Annotated in this window: 18 protein-coding genes; 6 read left to right on the top strand and 12 right to left on the bottom strand. The window is 72.2% G+C overall.

Annotated features, from left to right (window positions below; translation table 11 throughout):
* Positions 1–45: 45 nt before the first annotated feature.
* The 4 genes from QIT00_RS16125 to QIT00_RS16110 all read right to left on the bottom strand — a co-directional run bounded on the left by QIT00_RS16125 (position 46) and on the right by QIT00_RS16110 (position 4,870).
* Positions 46–1,008: an ABC transporter permease gene (locus QIT00_RS16125; protein WP_282535957.1), complete on the bottom strand. Its 963-nt coding sequence runs from the start codon at positions 1,006–1,008 to the stop codon at positions 46–48.
* Positions 1,005–2,555: a sugar ABC transporter ATP-binding protein gene (locus QIT00_RS16120; RefSeq protein WP_282535956.1), complete on the bottom strand. Its 1,551-nt coding sequence runs from the start codon at positions 2,553–2,555 to the stop codon at positions 1,005–1,007. Before QIT00_RS16120 ends, QIT00_RS16125 begins: the two co-directional genes overlap by 4 nt.
* A 2-nt stretch (positions 2,556–2,557) precedes the next feature.
* Positions 2,558–3,655 carry an ABC transporter substrate-binding protein gene (locus QIT00_RS16115; RefSeq protein ID WP_282535955.1) on the bottom strand — a complete coding sequence of 366 codons (1,098 nt, stop codon included), beginning with the start codon at positions 3,653–3,655 and terminating at the stop codon, positions 2,558–2,560.
* Between the two features lie 201 nt (positions 3,656–3,856).
* Positions 3,857–4,870 carry a LacI family DNA-binding transcriptional regulator gene (locus QIT00_RS16110; RefSeq protein ID WP_282535954.1) on the bottom strand — a complete coding sequence of 338 codons (1,014 nt, stop codon included), beginning with the start codon at positions 4,868–4,870 and terminating at the stop codon, positions 3,857–3,859.
* 294 nt (positions 4,871–5,164) lie between these two features.
* Here QIT00_RS16110 and QIT00_RS16105 point away from each other — a divergent pair, with 294 nt between their 5' ends.
* The gene (locus QIT00_RS16105; RefSeq protein WP_282535953.1) at positions 5,165–7,786 is read left to right on the top strand and encodes a PA14 domain-containing protein; all 2,622 of its coding nucleotides are present in this window, start codon (positions 5,165–5,167) and stop codon (positions 7,784–7,786) included.
* A gap of 79 nt (positions 7,787–7,865) precedes the next feature.
* On the opposite strand, the gene QIT00_RS16100 is transcribed toward QIT00_RS16105, so the two are convergent.
* From QIT00_RS16100 to QIT00_RS16090, 3 genes are all read right to left on the bottom strand, one after another.
* The gene (locus tag QIT00_RS16100) at positions 7,866–8,207 is read right to left on the bottom strand and encodes an SH3 domain-containing protein (RefSeq protein WP_282535952.1); all 342 of its coding nucleotides are present in this window, start codon (positions 8,205–8,207) and stop codon (positions 7,866–7,868) included.
* Between the two features lie 189 nt (positions 8,208–8,396).
* Positions 8,397–9,959 carry a serine/threonine-protein kinase gene (locus QIT00_RS16095; protein WP_282535951.1) on the bottom strand — a complete coding sequence of 521 codons (1,563 nt, stop codon included), beginning with the start codon at positions 9,957–9,959 and terminating at the stop codon, positions 8,397–8,399.
* A 13-nt stretch (positions 9,960–9,972) separates the two neighbouring features.
* On the bottom strand, positions 9,973–10,803 hold the full coding sequence (locus QIT00_RS16090; RefSeq protein ID WP_282535950.1) for a serine/threonine protein kinase: 831 nt from the start codon (positions 10,801–10,803) through the stop codon (positions 9,973–9,975).
* Between the two features lie 344 nt (positions 10,804–11,147).
* Here QIT00_RS16090 and QIT00_RS16085 point away from each other — a divergent pair, with 344 nt between their 5' ends.
* Together QIT00_RS16085 and QIT00_RS16080 are read left to right on the top strand one after the other, a co-directional pair.
* Positions 11,148–12,491 carry a wax ester/triacylglycerol synthase family O-acyltransferase gene (locus QIT00_RS16085; protein WP_282535949.1) on the top strand — a complete coding sequence of 448 codons (1,344 nt, stop codon included), beginning with the start codon at positions 11,148–11,150 and terminating at the stop codon, positions 12,489–12,491.
* Positions 12,492–12,689: 198 nt separating this feature from the next.
* Positions 12,690–14,183 carry an SDR family NAD(P)-dependent oxidoreductase gene (locus QIT00_RS16080; RefSeq protein ID WP_282535948.1) on the top strand — a complete coding sequence of 498 codons (1,494 nt, stop codon included), beginning with the start codon at positions 12,690–12,692 and terminating at the stop codon, positions 14,181–14,183.
* Between the two features lie 41 nt (positions 14,184–14,224).
* Here the strand turns inward: QIT00_RS16080 and QIT00_RS16075 are convergent, their stop codons facing one another.
* Positions 14,225–14,824: an HD domain-containing protein gene (locus QIT00_RS16075; RefSeq protein WP_282535947.1), complete on the bottom strand. Its 600-nt coding sequence runs from the start codon at positions 14,822–14,824 to the stop codon at positions 14,225–14,227.
* 875 nt (positions 14,825–15,699) lie between these two features.
* Here QIT00_RS16075 and QIT00_RS16070 point away from each other — a divergent pair.
* Positions 15,700–15,870, top strand: a complete 171-nt coding sequence (locus QIT00_RS16070) for a hypothetical protein (protein ID WP_282535946.1) — start codon at positions 15,700–15,702, stop codon at positions 15,868–15,870.
* Positions 15,871–16,049: 179 nt separating this feature from the next.
* On the opposite strand, the gene QIT00_RS16065 is transcribed toward QIT00_RS16070, so the two are convergent.
* Positions 16,050–17,417, bottom strand: coding sequence for an amidase (locus QIT00_RS16065; RefSeq protein ID WP_282535945.1), 1,368 nt, complete (start codon positions 17,415–17,417; stop codon positions 16,050–16,052).
* A gap of 259 nt (positions 17,418–17,676) precedes the next feature.
* Here QIT00_RS16065 and QIT00_RS16060 point away from each other — a divergent pair, with 259 nt between their 5' ends.
* Positions 17,677–19,239: an alpha-L-fucosidase gene (locus tag QIT00_RS16060; protein ID WP_282535944.1), complete on the top strand. Its 1,563-nt coding sequence runs from the start codon at positions 17,677–17,679 to the stop codon at positions 19,237–19,239.
* Between the two features lie 58 nt (positions 19,240–19,297).
* Here QIT00_RS16060 and QIT00_RS16055 read toward each other — a convergent pair whose 3' ends face one another.
* Positions 19,298–20,950: an amidohydrolase gene (locus QIT00_RS16055; protein ID WP_282535943.1), complete on the bottom strand. Its 1,653-nt coding sequence runs from the start codon at positions 20,948–20,950 to the stop codon at positions 19,298–19,300.
* A 58-nt stretch (positions 20,951–21,008) separates the two neighbouring features.
* Complete coding sequence (locus QIT00_RS16050; RefSeq protein WP_282535942.1) at positions 21,009–22,490, bottom strand: APC family permease; 1,482 nt, start codon at positions 22,488–22,490, stop codon at positions 21,009–21,011.
* A gap of 100 nt (positions 22,491–22,590) precedes the next feature.
* On the opposite strand from QIT00_RS16050, the gene QIT00_RS16045 reads away from it, so the two are divergent.
* Complete coding sequence (locus QIT00_RS16045; protein ID WP_282535941.1) at positions 22,591–23,325, top strand: TetR/AcrR family transcriptional regulator; 735 nt, start codon at positions 22,591–22,593, stop codon at positions 23,323–23,325.
* Positions 23,326–23,371: 46 nt separating this feature from the next.
* Here the strand turns inward: QIT00_RS16045 and QIT00_RS16040 are convergent, their stop codons facing one another.
* On the bottom strand, positions 23,372–24,079 hold the full coding sequence (locus QIT00_RS16040) for a FadR/GntR family transcriptional regulator (RefSeq protein ID WP_282535940.1): 708 nt from the start codon (positions 24,077–24,079) through the stop codon (positions 23,372–23,374).
* Positions 24,080–24,239: the final 160 nt, after the last annotated feature.

Below are 24,239 nucleotides of genomic sequence, written 5' to 3'. Positions count from 1 at the left end.
TCCCCCGATTCATGGCGTCCCCCGAATCATCGGGCGTCCCCCGCTTCATCGCTTCCCCCGTTCCCGCGCCGCGTACACGGCGGCGACGATCACGACGGCCTGGGCGATCTGGGTCCAGGACGGCGGCAGGTCGTGCTTGATGAGCGTGGCGGTGAGCAGCTGGATCAGGACGGCGCCCGCGACGGTGCCGCCGATGCGCACCCGGCCACCGCTGAGCGGGGTCCCGCCGACCACCACCGCGGTGATCGCCGACAGTTCCATCAGCGTGCCGAGCGAGGTCGGATCGCTCGCGGTCAGCCGGGCCGTGGCCAGAACGCCGGCCAGTGCGGCGAGGGCGCCCGAGAGCACGTACGCCCCGATCAGCACCCGGCGCACCGGAAGGCCCGCGAGCTGCGCGGCGGGCCGGCTGTCGCCGATGGCGAGGAGGCGCCGCCCGAACGTGGTGCGGCGCACTACGAACGCCACGGCCACCGCGAGCGCCGCCGCGATCAGCGCGAGATACGGGATGCCGAGCACACCGCCCGAGCCGAGTGCGGCCATGCCCGGGTCGCGTATGTCCTTGAGCTGTGGCAGCAGGACGAGCGCGAGCCCGCGCCCCGCGACCATCAACGCCAGGGTGGCGACGATGGGTTGGACCCCGACGAACGCGATCAGCGAGCCGTTCGCGAGGCCCACGAGCATGCCGCCGAGCACCGCGACGAGGATCGCGATCCACGGCCCGTATCCGAGATACAGCGAGATCAGCGAGGTGGACAGGGCCATCACCGAGCCCACCGACAGGTCGACGCCCTCGCTGCCGATCGCGAGTGCCATGCCGAGCGCCACGATCAGGACGGGCGCGACCTGCACGGCCTGGGTGCGGAAGTTCTCCGCGGAGACGAAGTTCGGGGTCACCACCACATTGACCAGGAACAGCACGACGACGCCTGCGTACACCCCGTAGTCCTGCAGCAGGCGCACCATCCGCGTCTTGTCCAACTCGGCGCCGCGCAACGAGAGTTCGGTCATGCGGCGGCCTCCCCGGTGGCGGCGATGGCGTGCAGCAGGGCGTCCTCGGTGACGTCGGCGCCGGTCAGCTCCGCGACGACCGCGCCGTCCTTGAGGACGACGACCCGGTCCGAGCCCTCGACCAGCTCCTCCATGTCGGACGAGATGAGCAGCACCCCGAGACCGTCCGCGGCCAACTCGTCGACCAGGCCCTGCACTTCGGCCTTCGCGCCCACGTCGATGCCGCGCGTCGGCTCGTCGAGTAGCAGCACCTTCGGCTGCATCGCCAGCCAGCGCGCGAGCAGCACCTTCTGCTGGTTCCCGCCGGACAGCTCACCGACCCGCTGCCGCGGACTGGACGCCTTGATGCGAAGGCGCCGTACGAAGGTGTCCACGACGGCGTCGATCCGCGCCTCGTCCACCAGGCCGAACCGGGACAGCGCGGGCAGCGCGGCCAGCGCGATGTTCTCCCGTACGGACAGGCCCGGCACGATGCCCTCCGCCTTGCGGTCCTCCGGGAGCAGGCTGATGCCCGCCCGGATCGCGGCCGGAGTGGACCCCGTACGGACGGGCGCGCCCGCCACGACGACCCGTCCTGAGTCCGGCGCGAGGGCGCCCGCGATGGCCTTGGCCGTCTCGCTGCGCCCCGAGCCGAGCAGCCCGCCGAGGCCGACGACCTCACCCGGCCGCACCCGCACGCTCACCCCGTGCAAGGTGTGCCGCAGGCTCAACTCCTCGGCGGACAGCACGGGTTGAGTACCCGGGTCGTGGTCACCGGAGAACTTCGTGGCGCCCTCGCTGCGCACCTCGCCCATGTCCCGGCCCAGCATCAGGGAGACGAGCCGCAGCCGGTCCAGGCCCGCGAGCGGTCCGGTGTGCACCACGCGGCCGTCGCGCAGCACGGTCACCGCGTCGCAGACCTCGTACAGCTCGTCCAGGCGGTGGCTCACGTACACCACCGCGATCCCGCGCTCGCGCAGCATCCGGATCACGCCGAACAGGGTGCGCACCTCGCGCGGTTCGAGCGACGATGTGGGCTCGTCCATGATGACGACCCGCGCGTCCACGGCCACCGCGCGGGCCAGCGCCACCATCTGCTGCGCGCCCACGCCCAGCGAGCGCAGCGGGCGGGTCACGTCCACGCGTACGCCGAGTTCCCGCAGGGCCGCGTCCGTCTCGCGGTGCATCCGGCGGAAGTCGATCAGGCCGAGCCGGGTACGCGGCTCGCGGCCGAGGAAGAGGTTGCGGGCGACGCTGAGCAGCGGGACGAGGTTGACCTCCTGGTAGATCGTGGAGATCCCCGCGTGCTGCGCGTCCAGCGGTGTCCCGAAGCGCACCGGCTCGCCGCCGTACGTGAGCGTGCCGGCGTCCGGCGCGTACACCCCGGTCAGCACCTTGATCAGCGTGGACTTCCCGGCGCCGTTCTCCCCGATCAGCGCGTGCACCTCACCGGCCCGCGCCGCGAAGCTCACCCGGTCGAGGGCGAGGGCACCGGGAAACGCCTTGGTGACCTCGTCCGCGACCAGAACGGCCCCTGTGCGTACGGGAGTTGTGTGGTCCTGAGACATCGTCAGTACGCCTTGCCGAGGTCGGCCTCGGCGTTCTTCTCGGTGTACGCGCTGTCCTTGATGACGATGTCCTGCGCGACCTTCTCGCCCTTGGTGAACGCGTCCAGGGTCTGGAAGGCGAGCGGCCCGAAGCGCGGGTTGGACTCGATCACCCCGTCGATCCAGCCGTCCACGATGCCCTGCACGGCGTTGCGCGTACCGTCGATCGTCACGATCTTCACGGCACCCGGCTTCTTGCCCGCGCCCTTGAGGGCGTTCACCGCGCCGAGGCCCATCTCGTCGTTCTCGGCGTAGATCCCGGTGATGCCCGGCTTGGACTGGATCAGCTGCTCGGTGACCGACTGGCCCTTCTCGCGGGCGAACTCACCGGTCTGCTCGAAGACCACCTTCAGCTTCGGGGCCTTCTCGGCGATGCGGTCCTTGAACCCCTTGGTGCGCTCGGTGGTGACGTTGTTGCCGGGCGTGCCGAGCAGGATCGCGATCTCGCCCTTGCCGCCGGTCGCCTCGATCATCCGGTCGGCGGCGCGCTTGCCCTGCTCCACGAAGTCGGAGCCGATGAACGAGACATAGTCCTCGCAGGCCTTGGCGTTGATCTTGCGGTCGATGGTGACGATGGGGATCTTCCGCGCCTTGGCGGTACGAAGGACCGGGCCCCAGCCGTCCGAGTTGAGCGGCGCGATCACCAGGACGTCGGCGCCCTTGGCGATCAGGGCCTGCACGTCGCTGATCTGCTTGGAGAACTGCGACTGGGCGTTGGCGGTGAGCAGCTTCAGTCCGCGCTTGTCGGCCTCGTCCTTGATGGACGCGGTCTCGGCGATCCGGAAGGGGTTGGCCTCCTTCTCGGACTGCGAGAACCCGACCGTGGCCCCCTTCAGGTCCAGCTTCTCACCCCCGAACTCCTCGACGGAGCAGGTCTGTTGACCCCCGGCGCCGGGCGAGGCGACGACCTGTCCGGAGTCCCCGCCCTTGCCGGAACTCTTCCTCCCGCCCCCGTCGTCCTCGGACTTCGCGCAGCCCGCGGCCAGGGCGAGACTCGCGCAGAGCGCGGAGGCGACAAGGGTCTTGACGGTCGTACGGCGTGGCTGAGCGCTCGGCTTCATGACGTCCCCAGAGGTGCGCGGCCCCCGCGGCGCGACGCCACGCGGGGGGATGACGGCTCTTGCGGCGGTACGGACGTGCGGTACAGGCGTGCGGTACAGGCGTGCGTACAGGCGTGCGGCGGTACGGGCCTTGCGGCCACACATTTACATCGTTGGAAGGGGCCTGTAAACCCTCCGCGCAACGCTTCCCCGGAACCGCTCTCAGCGCCGGCCAAGGGTGCTCTCCCGCTCCACCAGCCGGAATTCCGCGGTGAGTTCACGCCCGACGGTGTCTTCCGACCGGTCCAGGGAGCGCAGCAGCGACTGCATCGCCAGCCGCGCGATCGCCTCCTTGTCCGGCGCGATCGTGGTCAGCGTGACCGCCCCGAACCGGCCCTCCTTGACGTCGTCGAAGCCGACCACCGCAACGTCCCACGGAACCCGGAGCCCGCGCTCGTGCAGCACCCGCATCGCGCCGATCGCCACCAGGTCGTTGTACGCGAACACCGCGTCCGGGCGCACCCCGGCGTCCAGCATGCGCGCCATCGCCTCGGCCCCGTCCTCCCGGTCCCAGCCGCCGGTCGGCCCGACCAGCTCGTCGGGCGCGGGCAGACCGGCCGCCGTCAGCGCCTCCCGCCAGCCCCGAAGACGCAGGTGGGCGGGCCGGTTCGCGGAGTCGGTGCGCGCGCCCAGGTAGGCGATACGGGTACGGCCCCGGCCGATGAGGTGACGTACGGCGGTGTGCGCGGCGGCCACGTTGTCGATCGCTATGTGGTCGTGGGGGAGGTCGTACTGCCGCTCGCCGAGGAGCACCAGCGGTACGTCGTCGTCGCGCCCTGCGAGGTCCTCCGCCTCCAGCTCAAGGGGGCTGAGGATCAGGCCGTCGATCACCCGGGCCCGGAACCCCTGGCTGACCAGGATCTCCTGCTCGCGCTCGCCGCGGGTGTGGTCGAGCAGGACCGTGTAGTCGTGGCGCGCGGCCTCGTCGATGACGGCGCCTGCGAGCTCCGCGAAGTACGGGTTGCCCAGCTCGGGCACGGCGAGCGCGATGATTCCGGTGCGGCCCTTGCGCAGATGACGGGCCGTCAAGTTCGGGCGGTAGCCGAGCTCGTCGATGGCCGCCTGGACGCGGGACCGCATCGCCGGGGTGACGTGCTGATAGTTGTTCACGACGTTCGAGACGGTCTTGATGGAGACGCCCGCGCGCTCCGCGACATCCTTCAGGCTCACCCGCACCGCATCTCCTTCAGCCTCTGCCGCGTCCGACCACCGGTCGGTGCCGCGGCCCCTGGACAGCGGCCGGAACCCGTGCTCTCATGCCAACTGCCGTTGCTTCCAACGTTGTACAGACTCGGATCACGCGCCGCCACCCTTCGGCGCAAAGCCCTCGTACAGCACGCTCCCGCACCGCACACCCCCCCCCGGCACCGCACACTCCCGCACCGCGCACCCCCCCGCACCGCACACCCCCCGCACCGCACACTCCCGCACTGCTCGCGTCCGCATCGCTGGTCACGTAGGAGGAGAACCGTGCGTCCCAGACCACCCGCATCCGCACCCCGCCGCGCCCCGGCGCGCGTCAGGCGCCGCCTGGCGCTGCTGCTCGCGGCCCTGCTCGCCCTGGCCGGACTGACCGCCGTCGGCCCCGCGTCCGCCGCCGACGACCCCGAGGAGCCCCACGGCCTGAAGGGCGACTACTACACCCAGTCCGCGCCCGGCGCCTTCGACTTCGCCGAGCTGAAGGCCACCGGCTTCGACCGGAACATCGACTTCGACAACCTCGAACCGCGCCTCGCGACCGCCACCGGCAAGAGCGACGACGCCACGGTGCGCTGGACCGGCAGGCTCGTCCCGGAACGCACCGGCGCCCACACCTTCACCATGATCGGCGACAACGGCTTCCGCCTCTGGATCGACGGCAAGCCCGTCATCGACCACTGGGTGGACGACTGGGACAAGGAACAGACCTCGCAGCCGGTCGAGTTGACCGCGGGCACGGCGTACGACTTCAAGGTCGAGTACTTCGAGCACGAGGGCGGCTCCAACCTGCACCTCAACTGGATCCAGCCCGGCCAGGACAAGGAGCCCGTCCCGCAGTCCGCGTTCCGGCTGCCCGAGGACTGGGCGTACGACGGCGCCCTCGACGCCACCGTCCTGAAGGACGGCCGCACCCTCCGCCTCGACTTCGCCCAGGAACTCGCCGCACCGCCCGCCGGTCTCACCGGCCACCTGAAGGCCGTCATCGGCGGCGCCGACTGGCCCCTCGGCAAGGTCGCCCACGACCCGGCCGACCGCAGCCGTCTCCTCGTCCGCCTCAAGGAACCCGTCGTCGGCCAGGGCGGCCAGGCGGACCTCCGGTACGACGGCGAGGGCGGCCTGCGCGCAGCCGACGGCAAGGAGATCGGCGCGTTCTGGAGCAGCGGCGCCAACGACTCCACGTACCAGCTGCGCACCCGGTGGGCCGACGACGTCACCCCCGGCAACGTGCACCGCGAGTACCCGCGCCCCCAGCTCACCCGCGACAAGTGGAAGAACCTGAACGGGAGTTGGCAGTTCGCGGCGGCCGAGGAGGGCGAGGCGCCGCCGGTCGGGAAGAAGCTCGCCGAGAAGATCCTCGTGCCGTTCCCGGTCGAGTCGCAGCTGTCCGGCGTCGAACGCCACGAGGACCGCATGTGGTACCGGCGCACCTTCACCGTCCCCGAGAACTGGCGCATCGGCTCGGACCAGCGCCTCAAGCTGAACTTCGACGCGGTGGACTGGCAGTCGGAGATCTACGTCAACGGCAAGAAGGTCACCGAACACAAGGGCGGCTACGACCGGTTCAGCGCCGACATCACGGATGCGCTCAAGCCGGGCCGCACCCAGGAGCTCATCGTCGGCGTGTACGACCCGACCGACGCCAAGGACGGCGAGAACCCGCCGCTCGGCAAGCAGCGCCTCGACCCGAGCGGCATCTGGTACACCGCCAACTCCGGTATCTGGCAGACCGTCTGGATGGAGCCGGTAGCCACGGACCACGCCGACTCCCTGAAGCTCACCCCGGACGTCACCGCCGAACAACTCGCGGTCGACGTACGCGGCGTACGCGACGGAGTGCCCGTCACGGCAGTGGCGTACGACGACGGCCGCGAGGTCGGACGCACCACCGGCACGACCGGCAAGCAGCTTCAACTCCCCGTCCCCGACCCGCACTTGTGGTCACCGGACGACCCGCATCTGTACGACCTGAAGGTCACCGTCGGCGACGACGAGATGGGCAGCTACTTCGGGATGCGCTCCATCGAGGTCAAGGAGGTCGACGGCGCCCCGCGCACCCTGCTCAACGGCGAGCCGGTCTTCTCCATGGCCACCCTCGACCAGGGCTACTGGCCGGACGGCCTGCACACCGCGCCCACCGACGAGGCCCTCGCGTACGACCTGAAGCAGCACAAGGCGCTCGGCTTCAACTCCGTACGCAAACACATCAAGGTCGAACCGGACCGCTGGTTCCACCACGCGGACAAGCTGGGCCTGCTCGTCTGGCAGGACATGCCCGCCATGACGGCCGGTGTGAACCCCGATGAGGAGTCGCGGGCACAGTACGAGCGCGAGATGAAGAGGATGATCGACCAGCACTCGTCCAGCCCCTCGGTCGTCCAGTGGGTCACGTTCAACGAGGGCTGGGGCCAGTACGACCAGGCCCGCGTCGCCGACCAGGCCAAGGCCTGGGACCCGAGCCGCCTGGTCAACAACATGAGCGGACTCAACTGCTGCGGCGCCGTCGACGGCGGCAACGGCGACATCGCCGACGCACACGGCTACCCGAGCCCGCAACTCCCCGAGCCCGACGGCAAACGTGCCCTGGTCAGCGGCGAGTACGGCGGCCTCGGCCTTGCGGTGCCCGGCCACGCATGGCCCGTACGCCACACGTATGTGGGCGTGGAACGCGACAAGTACACCGACGAATACCTGGAGCTCCTCTCCCAGGTCCGCGACCTCGCCTGCAAGGGCAGCAACGGCGCGGTCTACACCCAGATCACGGACGTGGAAGGGGAGTTGAACGGACTCCTCACCTACGACAGGAAGGTGATGAAACCGGACGTGGCGGCGCTCAAGGCGGCCCACGAGAAGCTGATCGCGGAGGCGGCGGACCCGGCGTCGATGCGCTGCTGACGCCCTGGGAAGGAACCGCGCATGGTTCGGGCCCGCACCCCCTCGCCCAGGGGTGCGGGCCCGAAGTTCCTTGCGGACCTCAGCAGTTGTCGAGGTACGCGGTGTGGATCCAGACACCGGTGTGCCCGCCGTGCAGGTTGCCGTGCACCCAGACGCCCTGGACACCGAGCCCGTCCATCTTCTGGCCCCGGTTCACCTGGCCGAGCACCGGGTACTCAGGACCGGGCCCGCCACGGAAGTTCACGCCGTTGTCGTTGACGACGCAGACCGGCGCCTTGGCCTGCTGCGCAGCCGCGGGCACGGCCTTCGCAGCCCCCGGAGCGGACGCCTGCGCGGACCCGGTGGTGGCGGCCACGGCCCCGACGGTGGCGGCGGCGACGGCAAACCCGGCAAGAGCCCTCTTGACCCCGTTGATACGCATGGTGATGTTCCTTCCACGTACTGGTCTTTCCCCGTACGACGAGTCCCCGTCCCCCCGTACTGCCTGGCGGCTGTCTGCCGGGGCTCGTCGTCCTTACGTGCTCCACGATGGGGTCTGGGGGTGGGGGAGGGGTACCTGACGGATGTCAGGGGGGCGAGGGCGGCCGCTCGCGGACGACCGGGCCGTGCCTCACTCGGCGTACGCCGCCAGGTACGTCCGCACCCGCCCCACATGCTCCCGAGTCCGCTCCGGCACCCCGCCCTCCGCCCGGACGACCTTGCCGCTCGTGCGGTACGCGGCTGCCATCAAGGACTGGATGTCCGCCGTCATCCCGTGCTCGCGGAACGTGCGGGCGAGGTAGCAGAGGTACGAGCCCATCGTCGAGATCGCGTCCGGCGGGTTCATGTAGTCGGTGCGGCCGTCCCCGTCGCCGTCCTTCGCCCAGTCGCGGAACACCTCGGGCGTCCACATCGCCACTCCGTGCTCGGGGACCTCGATACCGTCCTTGCCGCGCCGTACGCGGTGTGCGTCGACGTCGAAGCCGCTCTCCGCCTTGAGGATCGCCGCGATCAGGGCGGGCGTGACCGCCTCGTCGGCGCAGCGCATCGCCGTGTTCGTGATGTGGGGCCGCAGGGTGCGCGGCACGTCCGCGCGGTCGGCGAGGTTCTGCGCCGAGACCGGCGGGGCCTGCGAACGCCCGTCCGTGGGCGGGGAGTTGCCGGTGTCGCCGGTCAGCGGGAGGAGGCCGGAGCCGGTGGCCGCGGCCAGTACCGTCGCGGCCGCGGCGAGCAGCACAGCCGTCTGCCGACTCCGTCGACCCCGCCGACCTCGGGCGCGGCGCCGCGGATGACCTCCCGTATCCGCTAACTCCCTTACGCGTAAAGCCAGTTGCCCGCTGTCCATCCGTGACCGCGAGCCATGGTCCGGTCGCAGGCACGCGGCGATCAGCTCCCGCCACGCCTGCGGCACCGACTCGTCGAGCCGGAGCGGGGCGCCGCCGCGCGCGTACGCCTGCGCGGCCAGCGCGCGGGCGCGGGCCGTCGAGCCCGGGAAGGGGTGCAGCCCACCGCTCAGCACCTGGTGCGCCACCACTCCGAACGCCCAGACGTCCGCCGAGGGCCGCACCTTCGTGCCCTGCGCACCGGTCCGCTCCGACCACCACTCGGGCGGTACGTGATCGAGTGTGCCGAGCGGCGGTACGTACGCGTGCGTGCCGTCCAGCTCCGCGGTCAGCCCGAAGTCGGCGAGCCACACCGAACCGTCGTACGCGAGCAGCACGTTGGCCGGTTTCAGGTCGCCGTGCACCCAGCCGCGCCCGTGCAGATGCGCGAGCCCGGCCGCCACGCCCTCCAGGATGCGCTCGGCCGACAGCAGCGGCCCACCGGGCTCGGCGGTCAGGAGTTCGTGGAGGTTGTGCTCGGCGCGGTCCATGACCAGGGCGGTCAGGCCGTCAAGCTTCGGCCTGTCCGGATCGCGTACGGTGTGCGCCGCGTGCGTGCGGACCAGGTTCGGGTGGTCCGCCTCCAGGCTGAACCGCACCTCGCGCGCGACCAGTTCCTCCATGCCGCCGCGCTGACCCGGCGTCAGCAGATCGGTGCGGAGGAACTTCACGGCCGCGCGCGTACCGTCCGCACGGTGCTCGGCCGCGTACACACTGCCCCAACTCCCCGACCCGATCGGCCCGGTGACGCGCCAGGGCCCCACGCGGTAGCCGTCCGGAACGTCGATCGGGGGAGTGCTGCCGAGTCCCATGCGCCGCGCGGCCCTACGCCGGGCCCTGGGCGGGCACCGCGGGGCGGGGGCGGTGGGACAGCAACGGCAGATGCTCCTCGCGCACCAGGTCGAACCGGAGCGCGAACGCCACCAACTCCTCGCGCTTGCCGCCGAGTTGATGACCGGATCCGCCGGTCTCGTCCGGACCGTCCTCGCGCTGCTCGCGGAGCCGGAGTTTGACCGAAGTCAGATAGTCGATGTGGTAGTTGACCGCCGAACGGGTCAGCTCCGCACACCCGTCCACCCCGCGCAGCCGCTCCACCACCTCGCCCACCCCTGGCACCGCGGCGCTCGACGGCTGCCGCAGCCGGGGCTCGCACAGGGCGAGCAGCACCAGGAAGTACTTCGACGTCGGATCGAGCGCGAACGGGCTGGTCGTCGGCTCCCCTATCAGCGGAGACGCCACCTCCCCCGGTGCGGCGCCGTCCACGTACGCGTGCTCCGGCGCGAACACCTTGAACGCCGCCTCGCCGTCCGTGCCCGGCAGCAGCACCCGCGAGAACTCGAACGGCACCGGCGCGCCCACCCGCCCGGGCGCGACCTTCACGTGCTCGCCGGCGCCCTCCAGGTTCTCCACGACGTACGTCGACGTACGGCTGAAGTTGGACAGCCGCCAGTAGTCCTCCGCCGCCACGATCTGGCCCGCTCTGCGGGACACCGCCGGGTCGTCGAGGGCCACCGGAACCGGTACGTCCGGGGCCCCGCGACCGAAGTCCGCGGTGTCGCCGGGGCCGAGGCGGAGCAGCCGGGGCCTCTCCGGGCGGCCGCTGCTTCCGGGCCTTGCCGACGGCTCCTCGGGCAGCTGCACGATGACCGTGTCCATGCCTTTCCTCCCCCTGGCCTTTCCTCCCCCTGCTCAGGCACCGCCCGAGTCTAGGACCCAAGAGATGCCAAACAGTTGCGAAAGCCCTGCAAGGGTGCGGATCCGGCCGAGGTGCGAGAGGGCCGACGAGCCGCCTTGCATGTGCCGGGGTGAACGCGATCGCCGCGTTGACGCGTGCGGCGGGCGGGGGCCCGGCCCGCTGACGGGTTTCTCCGTCGAGCCGTGTGCCGACCCGCGTACCAAGCCTTAATCTGCTCGTAACGCTACGTGTCCTGAACATGCTTGACCGTAGTCGAGAGCCCGGGATTGACTCGGGCCTCCCGTTGCCGACGCGAGAGCAAGCGATGACCTCTGACCTGCTCGCCCCCCTCGACCTGGCCTTCTGGAGCATCGAGTCCGACCGCCACCCCATGCACCTCGGCGCGCTCGGCGTCTTCGCCGCCGACTCCCCGGGGGCCGCCCGGCACGCGGCCGAACTCCTCGCCACCCGTTCCGTGGCCGTACCGGGCCTGCGGATGCGCATCCGCGACGCCTGGCCGCCGTTCGGCGGCGCCGTCCGCGCCCCGGACGTCCACTTCGACCCCGCCCGCCACGTCCATCTCGCGGGCGTGGCCCGGGACTTCCACGTGGCGGCGGGCGAGCTGATGGAACGGCCCCTGAACCGGGCGCGGCCGCCGTGGGAGGTACACGTCCTGCCCGACGAGGACGGCACCTCCTTCGCGGTCCTCTTCAAGTTCCACCACGCCCTCGCGGACGGGCTGCGCGCGCTCACGCTCGCCGCGGGCGTCATGGACCCGCTGCCGGAGACGGCACCCCGCCGGCCGAAGCCGGCCCCCGCGCCCGCCAACGGAACCGGTCCCGGCCCGCGCGTCCCCGACCTCGCCGGCACCCTGGACCTGGTCCGCCGCCGGGTCGGCGAGGTCGGCCAGGCCCTGGACATCGGGGCGTCCGTCGCCCGCGCCACCCTGGGCTTCCTCGACACGGCCCCGGCCCTCACCGCGCACGCGACGGGTACGCGCCGCACGGCCGGCGTCGTCGTCGACATCGACGACATCCACCGCATCCGCAAGGGCACCGGCGGCACCGTCAACGACGTCCTGATCGCCGCGGTCGCGGGCGCCCTGCGGCGCTGGCTGACCGGGCGCGGCGAGAGCGGCGACGGCGTCCGCCCCCGCGCCCTGATCCCCGTGTCCCGCCGCCGCCCGCGCGACGCCCAGCCGGGCGGCAACCGTCTCTCCGGCTATCTGATCCGGCTTCCCGTCGCCGAGCCCGACCCGCTGGAGCGGCTGCGCCTGGTCCGTACCGCCATGGACCGCAACAAGGACGCGGGCCCGAACCGCGGCGCGGGCGCCGTCGCCCTGCTCGCCGACCACGTGCCGCCCTTCGGCCACCGGCTCGGCGGCCCCGTCGTCGCCCAGGCCGCCCGACTCCTCTTCGACATCCTCGTCACGAGCGTTCCGCTCCCCGGCCTTGGCCTGCGCCTCGGCGGCTGCCCGCTGACCGCCGTCTACCCCTTCGCCCCCCTCGCCCAGGGCCAGTCCCTCGCGGTCGCGGTCTCCACGTACCGCGGCAACGTCCACTACGGCCTCATCGCCGACGCGGAGGCGGTCCCGGACCTGGACCACCTGGCGGAGGCCCTGCGGGTGGAGATCGCGGAGCTGGGGGAGGCGGCGGAAGGGGCGGGGTAGCGGAGGTAGCGGACGGGATCCTCGGGGCGGGATCGGCACGCACAGCAACGGCACGGGTACGGGGAGCTCACCCCCGTACCCCCGCCCCCGCAAGGGTTTGGCCAACCGTCCCACCCCTACGTAAAGTTCCCTCTTTGGAACTTCCTGCGACCCCGCCGCCCCCGCGCGCGGGGCCCGAGTGAGCACGAGGAAACGGCCATGACGGTTGCCCCCGAGGCGGCGGACGAGAGCCAGACGTACGGTCCGGGGATCGACCCCGACCGGCTGGCCATCTGCCTCAGCGTGCTCGACGAACTCGACAAGCTGGACGTCGACCACCCCGACGCCGTCACCGTGCGCCGGGCCACCGCGGGCGTCTACCGCACCGTGAAGCAGCGCCGCCGCCAGGAGCGCCGGGCCGCCAAGACCGCCCACGACAAGGCCGTCACCGAGGCCACCGCCACCGGTTCCGCCGAGCGCATCGACGACGAGACGCAGGGACTGCTGCCCTCCTCCACGACCGTCGGCGAGATCGCCGGGATACTCCAGCGCCCCCGCTCCTGCTACACCTGCAAGACGCGGTACGTCGAGGTCGACGCGTTCTACCACCAGCTCTGCCAGAAGTGCGCCGCCGAGAACCGCGCCAGGCGCGACGCCCGCGCCGACCTCAGCGGCAAGCGCGCCCTGCTCACCGGCGGCCGCGCCAAGATCGGCATGTACATCGCGCTGCGCCTGCTGCGCGACGGGGCGCACACCACGATCACCACGCGTTTCCCCAAGGACGCCATCCGCCGCTTCAAGGCCATGGACGACTCGGCGGACTGGATGCACCGCCTTGAGGTCGTCGGCATCGACCTGCGCGACCCGGCGCAGGCGGTCGCCCTCGCCGACCAGGTCGCCGAGCAGGGCCCCCTCGACATCCTGATCAACAACGCCACGCAGACCGTACGCCGCCTGCCCTCCGCGTACGCCGCCCTCGTCGACGGCGAGAGCGCGCCGCTGCCCGCCGGGGAGCTGCCCGCCCACCACGTCATCGGCGCCTTCGGCTCCGGCGCGGTCGGTGCTCTCGGCGGACCGGCCGCGCTGCCCGCCGGGATCAGCGGCATGGACGCGCAAGCGGTCGCCGACCTCGCCCTGGTCGCGGGCAACGCGAGCCTGGAGCGGCACGTCGCCGGTACCGCCATCGACGCGGGCGGCCTCGTCCCCGACGTCGTCGACACCAACACCTGGGTGCAGACCATCGAGCAGATCTCCCCGGTGGAGCTCCTGGAGACCCAACTCTGCAACTACACCGCGCCGTTCATCCTCATCTCCAAGCTGCGCCCCGTGATGGCCGAGGCCGCGAAGAAGGCGGAGAGCGGCCGCGCGTACGTCGTGAACGTCTCCGCGATGGAGGGCGTCTTCAGCCGCGGCTACAAGGGCGCGGGGCATCCCAACACCAACGCCGCGAAGGCCGCGATGAACATGGTGACGCGCACCAGCGGCCAGGAGATGTTCCAGGCCGACCAGATCCTGATGACCTCGGTCGACACCGGCTGGATCACCGACGAGCGCCCGCACTACGACAAGCTCCGCCTCGCCGAGGAGGGCTTCCACGCCCCCCTCGACCTGATCGACGGCGCGGCCCGCGTGTACGACCCGGTGGTGCGCGGTGAGGCCGGCGAGGACCTGTACGGGGTGTTCCTGAAGGACTACGCGATCTCCAAGTGGTAGGCGTGGGGGGCGGGTTGAGGGGGCTTATCCCCTCCCGCCCGTCAGTGATGGACAACCCCCGGCGGCAACAGCGCGTGCCCCGCCGCCAGGAGTTCGAGGACGGGCCGCCAGTCCTCCAGGACCCCCGCGTCGAGCTCGACCACCTGCGCCGCCTCCGCTGCCTGCCGCAGCGCCACCGCGTCCTCGGCGAGCGGATCCCGTACGAACGCGTCCGCCTCCGGCGCCGACATGGGCCCGCCCCGCTCGGCGACCCGGCGCGCGCTCGACGGGGGCAGCGCCCGGCCCGGCTCGACCGCGGCGAGATACCGCTCGGCGTGCACATGGAGGCGTACGAGACGGGCGACCCGGCCGCCGAGCAGGCTGTGCATGGCGTCGGCTGCGGAGTCGGCGGAGTCCGCGAGGCCCGCGCCGCCGGGGTGCAGCAGCAGCTCGATGTCCTGGAGCAGGCCCGCGACCTGCAACTCCTTGTCGCTGGGGCGGGAACGGCGCAGCAGGGCCGCGGTCCGCAGGGCGTGGTGGAGCAGGTCTGCCGGTGTGTCGCAGCGGTCGGGCGTGCCGTACGCGCCCCGGCCGGAGTACAGGAGTTGCATCAGCTCGTCGACGGTCCGCGGCGCTCTCTGCGGCGCCCTCCATGGCTCCATGCGCGGCTCCCTCCGGGCTCGGTGCCGGTGCCGCAGCACACCATGCCCGCCTGACGGTTCGACCAACGCGGCGTTAACCCCGTACACCCGACCCGGATCGCGCGGGCGAGCGCAGCTCCTCCATGTGGGGTACGCGACACGCCGTGCGGCACCCCTTCTGGCCCTCCCCGCCGCGCGACGCGCCCGGGCCGCGCCTAGCGTTTCCCGGCGTCGGACAAGTTTCTGGTGGGACGTCAGAAACGGTCATCTGTGCGGAGGAAAAGGGGAGTTGTTGATGCAAGCGATAGCACGAGCCTCGGCGCGTGCGGCGGCGGCGCTCATGCCGGTCGCCTGGGTGACGGGAGCCGTGACTGCCGCGGTTCCTCGGGTACGCCGCCGAGGCGTCCATGAGAGCTGAAGACGGAAAACGAACGCGCGAGGGCCGGTGCCGCACCGCTGATGCGGCACCGGCCCTCGCGCGTTCCCCCACCTCGGCTCCCCATCCCCGCTCCCCACCACGCCCGACGCCCCGCAGGACTCCCATCCGGACCGTCAGTGAACGCAGGACGGCAACAGCGGTTGCCGACAGGGGAATCCTGGATTCTTGGGGTGGATTGTGGCTGAATCAATGCGACGAAGGGTGATAAAACGGACGACTTTTGGCCCCATCGAGCAGCGGCCCGCTCATTTGGTTACGCTGTACGGAACGGACAGCCAAAAGGGGTCCCACCAACACCCATGGCCCGTCCTGGGGCAAGCCGGTCACCCGGTGAGCCTCGTACGAGAACCGGCGCCACCGCGTCCGAACTGCCCAGATCGAGCCCTACGGTCAGCGGCGCCCGGAATCGGGACGCGCCGGAGCCACCGGGGGTTACCCGACACATAAGGAGTGCGCGGTGACACCAGACAAGACGAAGAGCGATCAACGCCCGAAGGAACGCAGCGAGCGCAAGAGCCGGCCCGATGAGCTGGGCAGTCTCGACGTGTGGGCCAGGTCTGCGCCGATCAGGCTCGCGGGATACGAGGACGATCTCGCCGAGCCGCACATCCTTCAGGGCATCGACTGACCTCAGGGCACCGACCGACCCTCAGGCGTCGACAGGCCCTCCCGGGCCGGACCCGATCGCACCGGGCCCCGCGGACCCCCTCCGCCGGGGCCCGACGCATGCCCGGGACTCCCGCGTCACCCGTATGGCCCAGGCCGCATCCGGCAAGTCGCGCCTGCCCCGCGGGCGGACGACGCGACTCACCGGACACGGCCCGCCCGTACATCCGCCGTACGCAGCCACGGCCGCGACGCCTCCAATGCCGCCGCCACCCGCAGCAGTTGCCGCTCGCGGCCCGGCGCCCCGACCAGCTGCACCGCACACGGCACCCCCGACGACAGGCACCCGAACGGCAGCGTCAGCGCAGGCCAACCCGTCAGATTCCAGGTCGGCGTCAGCGGCGAGCAGCGCGTGTTCGTCAGCACGTTGTGCAGCCAGCCCCGCTTGTGCCAGGCGTCCGCGCGCGGCCCCCGGCGCGCGAGCGCGGGCGTGACCAGCACGTCGTACCGCCCGAAGAGCGGGCCGAGCCGCTCCCGCAGCTGCTTCCGGCGCCCCCCGCGCTCCACCCCCGCCACGCAGCGCGCCCCGAGTGCCGCGTGCACCCGCGTACGCCGCGCGAGCCGGTCCCGGTCGAGGCCCTCCGTATCGAGGTACGTACCGGCCGACCAGTGCGCGAGGGCCGTCGTCCCCAGCCACAGCGGGTACGGGGGGTCCTCCGGGTCCACCGAATGGCCCAATCCCGCGAGGACTTTGCCCGCCTCACGGGCGGCCGTCGCGTACGCGTGTGTGACCGGCGCTCCGAGCAGCGGGCTGCGCGTGGACACCGCGACCCGCAGGGGCTGCCCGTCCGGCGCGGCGGGCGGCGTGGGCTCGACGTCCTGGCCGGCGAGGACGTCGAGCATCAGGCGGGCGTCCTCGACCGTCGTCGCGAGGGGGCCGTTCTCGGACATTCCGAACCAGCCGCCGCCCAGCTCCCTCGGCACCGTGCCGCTGCCCGGCTTCAGGCCGACGACCCCGCAGTGCGCGGCCGGGATGCGGATCGAGCCCATGCCGTCGTTGCCGAGGGCGAGCGGCGCCATGCCCGCCGCGACCGCGGCTGCGCCGCCCCCGGAGGAACCGCCCGCGTTCCGCGTCAGGTCCCACGGGTTGCGGGCGGTGCCGTGCACCCCGTCCGTCGTGCCGAAGACGCACAACTCGGGCACGTTCGTCAGGCCGATCACCACCGCGCCCGCGGCCCGCAGCCGGGCCACGGTCGGATGGTCGTGCGCGGCGGGCTCGGCCGAGGTGGCCGCCGAGCCGTTGCGGCAGGCCTCGCCGCGTACCGGCAGGTTGTCCTTGACCGCCACGGGCACGCCCGCCAGGGGGAGTCGGGCCAGATCCGCGCGGGCTCCCACCGCGTCCGCCTCGTCGAGCGCGGCCGCCCGGCGCACCGTGCGGAACGCGCCGACGCGGGCGTCCACCAGGTCGATCCGCGCGAGATGGTCGGCCACCACCTCGCGCGGCGACACCTTCCCCTCGCGTACGGCTCCGGCGATCTCGGCGGCGGTACGGCCGGCCCAGCTGGTCACGGCGACTCCCTGCGGCTGATGTGCGGTCGGTCTTGCGGAGGGGAACGGTACGCGTGCCCTCCCGGGCGCGGACAGGGGACGGACGCACTCCCGCCCTGCGCACCCGTGACATCCGATGACTCTCTGAACTCGCCCTTCTGCACGGCCCATTGACACCGCAACGTGCCGCCTCAATCATCAGACCTCCGATGAATCGCGGATCGTTCGCGCCGTCCGGCTCCGCCTGGAGAACTCACCCCGACCCCCGGAGGCCCGCCCCATGGCCGTCAGCCGACGCCTCTTCCTCACCGCGACCACCGCGACCACGGCGACCGCGCTCGCCGCGTCCGGCACCTCCCTCGCCCCGGCCCACGCCGCACCCTCCGCCGGAGGGCCCGCGTACCGCATCCCGATCAGCCCCGGCGACAGCGCGGAGGAACTCGTCCGGAAAGCCTCCCTCGTACGCCCGACGCAGCGTCAACTCGCCTGGCAGGCACTGGAGAAGACCGCCTTCCTGCACTTCGGCGTGAACACGTTCACCGGGCTCGAATGGGGGTCGGGCGAGGAGGACCCCGAGCTGTTCCAGCCGGTCGGGCTCGACACCGACCAGTGGGCGCGGGCGCTGCGCGACGGCGGGTTCAAGCTCGCCATCCTCACCGTCAAGCACCACGACGGCTTCGTGCTCTACCCGACGCGCTACACCGACCACAGTGTGGCGTCGAGCAGTTGGGCCGGAGGGCGCGGCGACGTGCTGCGGAGCTTCGCCGACTCGATGCGACGGCACGGCATCAAGGTCGGTGTGTACGTCTCGCCCGCCGACGAGAACCAGTTCCTGCACGGCGTCTACGCCAACGGCAGCCCGCGCGCCGAGCACACCGTCCCCGCCCTGGTCGACGGCGACGGCCGGACCGGCCGTGACCTGCCCGCGTTCACGCTGCCCGCGACGGACTACGGCGCCCACATGCTCAACCAGCTGTACGAGGTGCTCACCGAGTACGGACCCGTCGACGAGGTGTGGTTCGACGGTGCGCAGGGGCACATCCCGCCGGACAAGGTGGAGAAGTACGACTGGGACAGCTGGTACGCGCTGATCCGCGCACTCGCCCCGGACGCCACGATCGCCGTGTCCGGGCCCGATGTGCGCTGGGTCGGCAACGAGGGCGGACTGGCCCGCGAGGACGAGTGGAGCGTCGTACCGGTCAAGGAGAAGGAGTACGGCCGCACCGACTACGCCCTCGCCTACGACGCCCCCGACCAGGGCAGCCGCGACGCCCTCCTGAAGGCCCGGGAGACCGCCACGCATCTGCAGTGGTGGCCCGCCGAGTGCGACGTGTCGATCCGGCCCGGCTGGTTCTACCACGAGGACCAACAGCCCAAATCCGTCGAGCAGTTGACGGACATCTGGTTCCGCTCCGTGGGCCGCAACTCCGTGCTCCTGCTGAACATCCCGCCGGACCAGCGGGGCCTGCTGCCCGACGCGGACGTGGCCCGGCTGCGGGAGTTCCGCGAGCGCGTCGAGGCCGAGCTGCCCGAGGACCTGGCCGAAGGCGCCCGCGTCACCCACGGGCCCGGCGTGCGCACCCTCGACCTCGGCCGCCCCGTCGAGGTGGACCGCGTCCGGCTCGCCGAGGACGTACGGCGCGGCCAGCAGATCGAGGCGTACGTGGTGGAGGCCGAGGTCGACGGCGGCTGGACCGCCGTCGCCGGGCAGGGGGTGATGGGCGCGAGCCGCATCCTGCCGCTGCCCGCGCCGGTCACCGCCCGGCGGTGGCGGGTCCGGATCACCGCGTCCCGGGCCCGCGCCCGCGTCGCCGCCTTCCGGCTGTACCGCTCGCGGATCTAGGGACCGTCTCCCCGATCGTCGCGGGCCCGCACAGATCGGGGAGACGGTCCCCAGGGTCTCAGCCCGCCGCGTACACCCGCCGCCCGCCCACGAACGTCTGCTCCACGCGGGTCGCGCCGATCTCCTCGGCCGGGCCCGCGAACGGATCCCGGTCGAGGACCGCGAAGTCCGCGAGGAAGCCGGGCGCGAGGGTGCCGGTCACCTCGTCCAAGTGGTTCACGTACGCGCTGCCCGCCGTGTACGCGGCGAGCGCCGAGCCCAGGTCGACCCGCTGCTCGGGCAGGAACACCGGGGTGCCGGGCGGGGCTTCGGGCAGGACGCGGTTGACCGCGACATGCAGGGCCTGCAGCGGGTCGGGGCTGGACACCGGCCAGTCGCTGCCCGCCGCCAGGGTCGCCCCGGACCGCAGCAGCGCCCCGAACGGGTACTGCTGTCCGCTGCGCTCAGGCCCGAGGAACGGGATCGTCAGGTCGTCCATCTGCGGCTCGTGCGCCGCCCACAGCGCCTGCATATTGGCGCTCGCGCCGAGCTCACGGAACCGGCCGATGTCGTCGGGGTGCACGACCTGCAGATGCGCCAGGTGCGGACGGGTGTCCGTGAAGCCGTTGGCCGCCCGCGCCGCCTCTACCGCGTCGAGCGCCTCCCGCACGGCACGGTCGCCGAGCGCGTGGAAGTGCACCTGGAAGCCCCGGGCGTCCAACTCCGTCACGTACGACTGGAGTTCCTTCGGCGGTACGAAGCTGATGCCGCTGTTGTCCGAGGCGCAGCCGCAGCCGTCGAGGTACGGGCCGAGCAGGGCGGCCGTGCCGTTCTCCGCCACGCCGTCCTGCATGATCTTCACGGTCGAGCAGCGGAGCCGGCCACGGGTGCCCGCCTCGCGCCGCGCCACCAGCTCCGCGATCTGCTCGGTGCCGCGCGCCCGGTCCCACCACAGCGCGCCCACCACACGCGCAGTGAGCCGGCCGTCCTCGGCGGTCGCGAGGTAGGCGTCCGTGGGGTCCGTGAGGTTGGCGTGCGTGCCGAGGAGCGCGTCCTGCCAGGCCGTGACGCCGAGCGAGTGCAGCAACTCCTGGGCGCGGAGCAGCCCGGCGATCCTCTCGTCCAGGGTGAGCGGCGGGAGCAGCCGGCCGATCAGGTTGGCGGCGCCCTCCTGGAGCATGCCGGTCGGCGTGCCGTCCGCGTACCGCTCGATGCGTCCGTCGGACGGGTCGGGGGTGCGGGCGTCGAGTCCGGCGCGTTCCAGGGCACGGGAGTTGACCCAGGCGCCGTGGTGGTCGCGGTTGACCAGATACACCGGCCGGTCCGGTACGAGGGCGTCCAGCTCGGCGGCCGTGGGCAGACCGCCGGGGAAGGCCTCCATCGCCCAGCCGCCCCCGGTGATCCACTCGACGTCCGGGTGGGCGTGGGCGTACGCGGCGATCCGCTCCCGGTACTCGCCGAGCGTCGTCGCCCCGCTCAGGTCGCACTGTCCCAGCTCGATGCCGCCGCCGACCGGGTGGATGTGCGCGTCCTGGAAGCCCGGGATCAGCAACTTGCCGCGCAGGTCCACGACTTCGGTGCGCGGCCCGATGAATTCGCGCACCTCGTCGTGGCCCACGGCGACGATGCGCTCCCCGCGCACGGCGAGCGAGGTGGCGCGGGCGCGGGCGGGGGAGAGGGTGTGCACGGGGCCGCCGGTCAGGACGAGGTCGGCGGGGGTGGTGTCGGACATGTGTCTCGGTCTCCTTGCGGTCGGAAGGCGCGGGCAGCGGCGTACGGGTGGTGCGGGGTCACCCGGTGGGTGCGGACGGTTCGAGGGTCTCCTGTGCGGCGGCGGCCGTGCCCCGGCCATGGGTGAAGTAGGCGGAACGGCGTCGGTACTTGGCCCAAGCCGCCATCACCAGTCCGGACACGACCACCGCGCCGGGCACGCTCAGCAGGAACCAGCCGTTGTCCGGGCTGAGTGCGAAGTGGTCGCTCCGGGTCACGTACGAGTGGCCGAGGTAGCCGCCGATGCCGAGCAGCGCCAGGCCGGACACCCCGGGAGCGATCACCGCGCGCAGCGCCTGGGCCGGGTCGGTGCGCAGCAGTGACCGGAAGCGCACGGCGCAGGCAAGCGCCGTCAGGCCGTAGTACAGGGCCACGGTCAGGCCGATGGAGTTGACCGCGGCCAGGATCATCTCGTTGAGCTGCGGAATCGCGAGGGCGAGCAGCGCGACCAGGGCCGAGATCGCCACGATGAGGACCGTGCCGGCGGCCGGTGAGCCGAAGCGCGGGCTGATCCGCGTCCACACGGGGCCCATCGTGCGGTCCCGCCCCATGGCGAGCAGGCCGCGCGCCGTGGGGATGACCGTGGACTGCAAGGACGCCACCGCCGAGAACATCAGGGCGAGCAGCGGCAGGCTCGCCCACGGCTCCGCCGCCAGTCTCTCGCCCAGATACGTCAGCCCCTGCGGGCCCTTCGCGATCAGCTCGGGCACGCTCAACTCCCGTAGGAACGCCACGGATCCGAACAGGAACAGCGCGAGCATCGCGAACAGCGCGATGAAGCCGCCGCGGCCCACGTCCCGTACGTCCTTGGTCTCCTCGGTGACGCTGAACGCGGCGTCCCAGCCCCAGAAGAAGAACACGGCGAGCACCAGACCCTGCGCGAAGGATGTGCCGTCGGAGATCGCGAAGGGGTTCAGCCAGGACCACTGGAAGCCGTGCGCCCCGGTGGCCAGGGCGAGACCGCAGAACACCAGGAGCACCGCGTACTCGAAGACGAGCAGCCAGGTCTGGAAGCGGGTCGCCTTGCGCACCCCCGTCACCGCCGTGACCGTCACGGCGGCCAGGACGCACAGCCCGACGGCGGTGCTCAGGGCCGTCGAATTGGGATCCACGCGCAGCCCCGCCTTGGTGGCGAACTGGAGGACCACCGAGCCGGTCACCGCGCTGGTGTACGCCATGAAGATCACGGTGCCGACCAGGGTGACCCAGCCGGTGAGGAAGCCGAGCCACGGGCCGAGGGACTTGCCGACCCACACATAGCCGGACCCCATGTTGGGCTCGTCCCGGCTCAGCCGGGTGTACGCGGCGGCGATGCCGAAGATGGGCAGGAAGGCCACGATGAGAACGGCGGGCGCCTGGGCACCCACGACCGCGGCGAGCGCGCCCATGCCGATGCCGACACTGGTCGTCGCGGCCGTACTGGAGGCGGCGAGCGCCACACCGTCGACGACGCCGAGGGTACGGCGCAGACCTGGCGGGTGGCTGTTCGTGGGCACGCTCATGCGGTGCTCCTCTGGCCGGGGGAGGGGAGAGGGCACGAGCCAACAGTCTTGCCAGGGTTGCGTCAATGCTGTTGTCATAAGGGTGGAGGAAGGGGCCGATGTGGCTGAGGGGCGGATTCCGGTGGAGCGGCGGCGGCGCAGGCCGACCAGGTCGGGGGTGGTGCTCTCGGAGGAGCTGATCGTCGACCGCGCGCTCCGTCTGGTCGAGCAGCACGGCCCGGACGCGTTGAGCGTGCGGCGTCTCGGTACCGCGCTCGGCTGCGACCCGAGCGCGGTGTACCGCTACTTCCACAACACCGACGACCTGCTCCTGGCCCTCGCCGACCGGCTCATCGGCGAGGCCATGGCCGGTTTCGAGCCCGGCGAGGACTGGGTGGCGGGCCTGCGCGAGATGGCCCACCGCATCCACCGCTGCTACCGCGCCCACCCGCGCATCGCCGCCCTCGCCGCGTCCCGCGTGACGCGCCGCCCGCACGAGTTCCGGGCCGTGGACACCGGTATCGGCCTGCTGCGCCGCGCGGGCTTCGACGACGCCACGGCCGTACGTCACTACGCGGCGTTCGTCGACACGGTCCTCGGCCATGCGGCTCTGGACGCGGCGCATCTGGCGTTGGCGCCGGAGCGGAGGGCGGGGGACGAGGTGGCGTGGGCGGAGGTGTACCAGTCGCTGCCGGGCGAGGAGTATCCGCAACTCGCCGCTGTACGGCGGGAGTTGCCGCTGATGGCGGGTGGGTCGTTCGAGGGGGCGGTGGAGTTGCTGCTGTCGGGGTTGGTCGGGCGGGCGGGGGTTGCTGGGGGATCGAACACCGGAGGGGCTGAAAAACAGACCCGGTAGGGGCGCGGGGAAGACTCACCGCTCACCTACCGGCCGCGGGGAAGGCTCACCGCTCACCCACCTGCCCCCGCAACCACTGCTCCACCTCCCCCACATGCGCCGCCGCAGCGGCCCGTGCCGCCTCCGGGTCCCGGGAGGCCAGCGCCCCGTAGATGCGCGCATGCTCGCGGCGCGTGCGGGGGAACGCGTCCTCCTGTTCGTAGCCGCGCCAGACCCGCGCCCGGAACGTGCGCGAGGACAGGCCCTCCAGGATCGCCGCCATCGTCTCGTTGCCCGCGGCCGCCGCGATCTCGCGGTGGAAGGCCAGGTCGTGGGCGAGGATCTCCTCCGGGTCGTCCGTCGCCTCCATCGCCGCCAAGTGGCCCTCGACCACGGCGAGTTGGTCATCCGTGATGCGCGCCGCCGCCAGCGCGGTGGCCGTGGACTCCAGCACCCGCCGGACTTCCAGGAGTTCGACGAGCCGCGGACCGCGCGACAGGTCCGCGACCACCCCGAAGGTCTCCAGGAGGTCGCCCGCCTCCAGCCGCGTCACGTAGATCCCGGAGCCGTGCCGGGCCTCCAGGACGCCGAGGACCGTCAGCGCGCGGATCGCCTCCCGCATGGAGCTGCGCGAGATGCCGAGCTGGGCGGCCAGATCGCGCTCCGTGGGCAGCCGTTGGCCCGGCTCCAGGAGCCCCTCGCCGATCATCGCCTTGATCTGCTCGATGGCGCGCTGCGTCACCGTGCCCTTCTGTGCGGATACCTGCTGCTCCACGGCCCACCCCTCCCGTTCGCCCGTTCACCCCGACTGCCCGCCCCTCGCCGGAACCGGGTGCGCCGCAGTCTAATCACCCAGGTGGTCCGACCACTACGGCCGGAACGCCTCTCAATTCCCGGAAAAGTTGCGGCACAAGGGTGTCGACGAGTGGAAGTGG

Source organism: Streptomyces luteolus (genome assembly GCF_029968015.1).
In the GTDB taxonomy this organism is placed as follows: domain Bacteria; phylum Actinomycetota; class Actinomycetes; order Streptomycetales; family Streptomycetaceae; genus Streptomyces; species Streptomyces luteolus.
This window is presented reverse-complemented; position numbering and strand designations above follow the sequence as displayed.

What these genes read in the sequence shown, in the direction of transcription:
- QIT00_RS16125 (WP_282535957.1), bottom strand. Translation starts at nt 1,008, where the DNA reads ATGACCGAACTCTCGTTGCGCGGCGCCGAGTTGGACAAGACGCGGATG.
- QIT00_RS16120 (WP_282535956.1), bottom strand. Translation starts at nt 2,555, where the DNA reads ATGTCTCAGGACCACACAACTCCCGTACGCACAGGGGCCGTTCTGGTC.
- QIT00_RS16115 (WP_282535955.1), bottom strand. Translation starts at nt 3,655, where the DNA reads ATGAAGCCGAGCGCTCAGCCACGCCGTACGACCGTCAAGACCCTTGTC.
- QIT00_RS16100 (WP_282535952.1), bottom strand. Translation starts at nt 8,207, where the DNA reads ATGCGTATCAACGGGGTCAAGAGGGCTCTTGCCGGGTTTGCCGTCGCC.
- QIT00_RS16095 (WP_282535951.1), bottom strand. Translation starts at nt 9,959, where the DNA reads ATGGGACTCGGCAGCACTCCCCCGATCGACGTTCCGGACGGCTACCGC.
- QIT00_RS16090 (WP_282535950.1), bottom strand. Translation starts at nt 10,803, where the DNA reads ATGGACACGGTCATCGTGCAGCTGCCCGAGGAGCCGTCGGCAAGGCCC.
- QIT00_RS16085 (WP_282535949.1), top strand. Translation starts at nt 11,148, where the DNA reads ATGACCTCTGACCTGCTCGCCCCCCTCGACCTGGCCTTCTGGAGCATC.
- QIT00_RS16080 (WP_282535948.1), top strand. Translation starts at nt 12,690, where the DNA reads ATGACGGTTGCCCCCGAGGCGGCGGACGAGAGCCAGACGTACGGTCCG.
- QIT00_RS16075 (WP_282535947.1), bottom strand. Translation starts at nt 14,824, where the DNA reads ATGGAGCCATGGAGGGCGCCGCAGAGAGCGCCGCGGACCGTCGACGAG.
- QIT00_RS16060 (WP_282535944.1), top strand. Translation starts at nt 17,677, where the DNA reads ATGGCCGTCAGCCGACGCCTCTTCCTCACCGCGACCACCGCGACCACG.
- QIT00_RS16055 (WP_282535943.1), bottom strand. Translation starts at nt 20,950, where the DNA reads ATGTCCGACACCACCCCCGCCGACCTCGTCCTGACCGGCGGCCCCGTG.
- QIT00_RS16050 (WP_282535942.1), bottom strand. Translation starts at nt 22,490, where the DNA reads ATGAGCGTGCCCACGAACAGCCACCCGCCAGGTCTGCGCCGTACCCTC.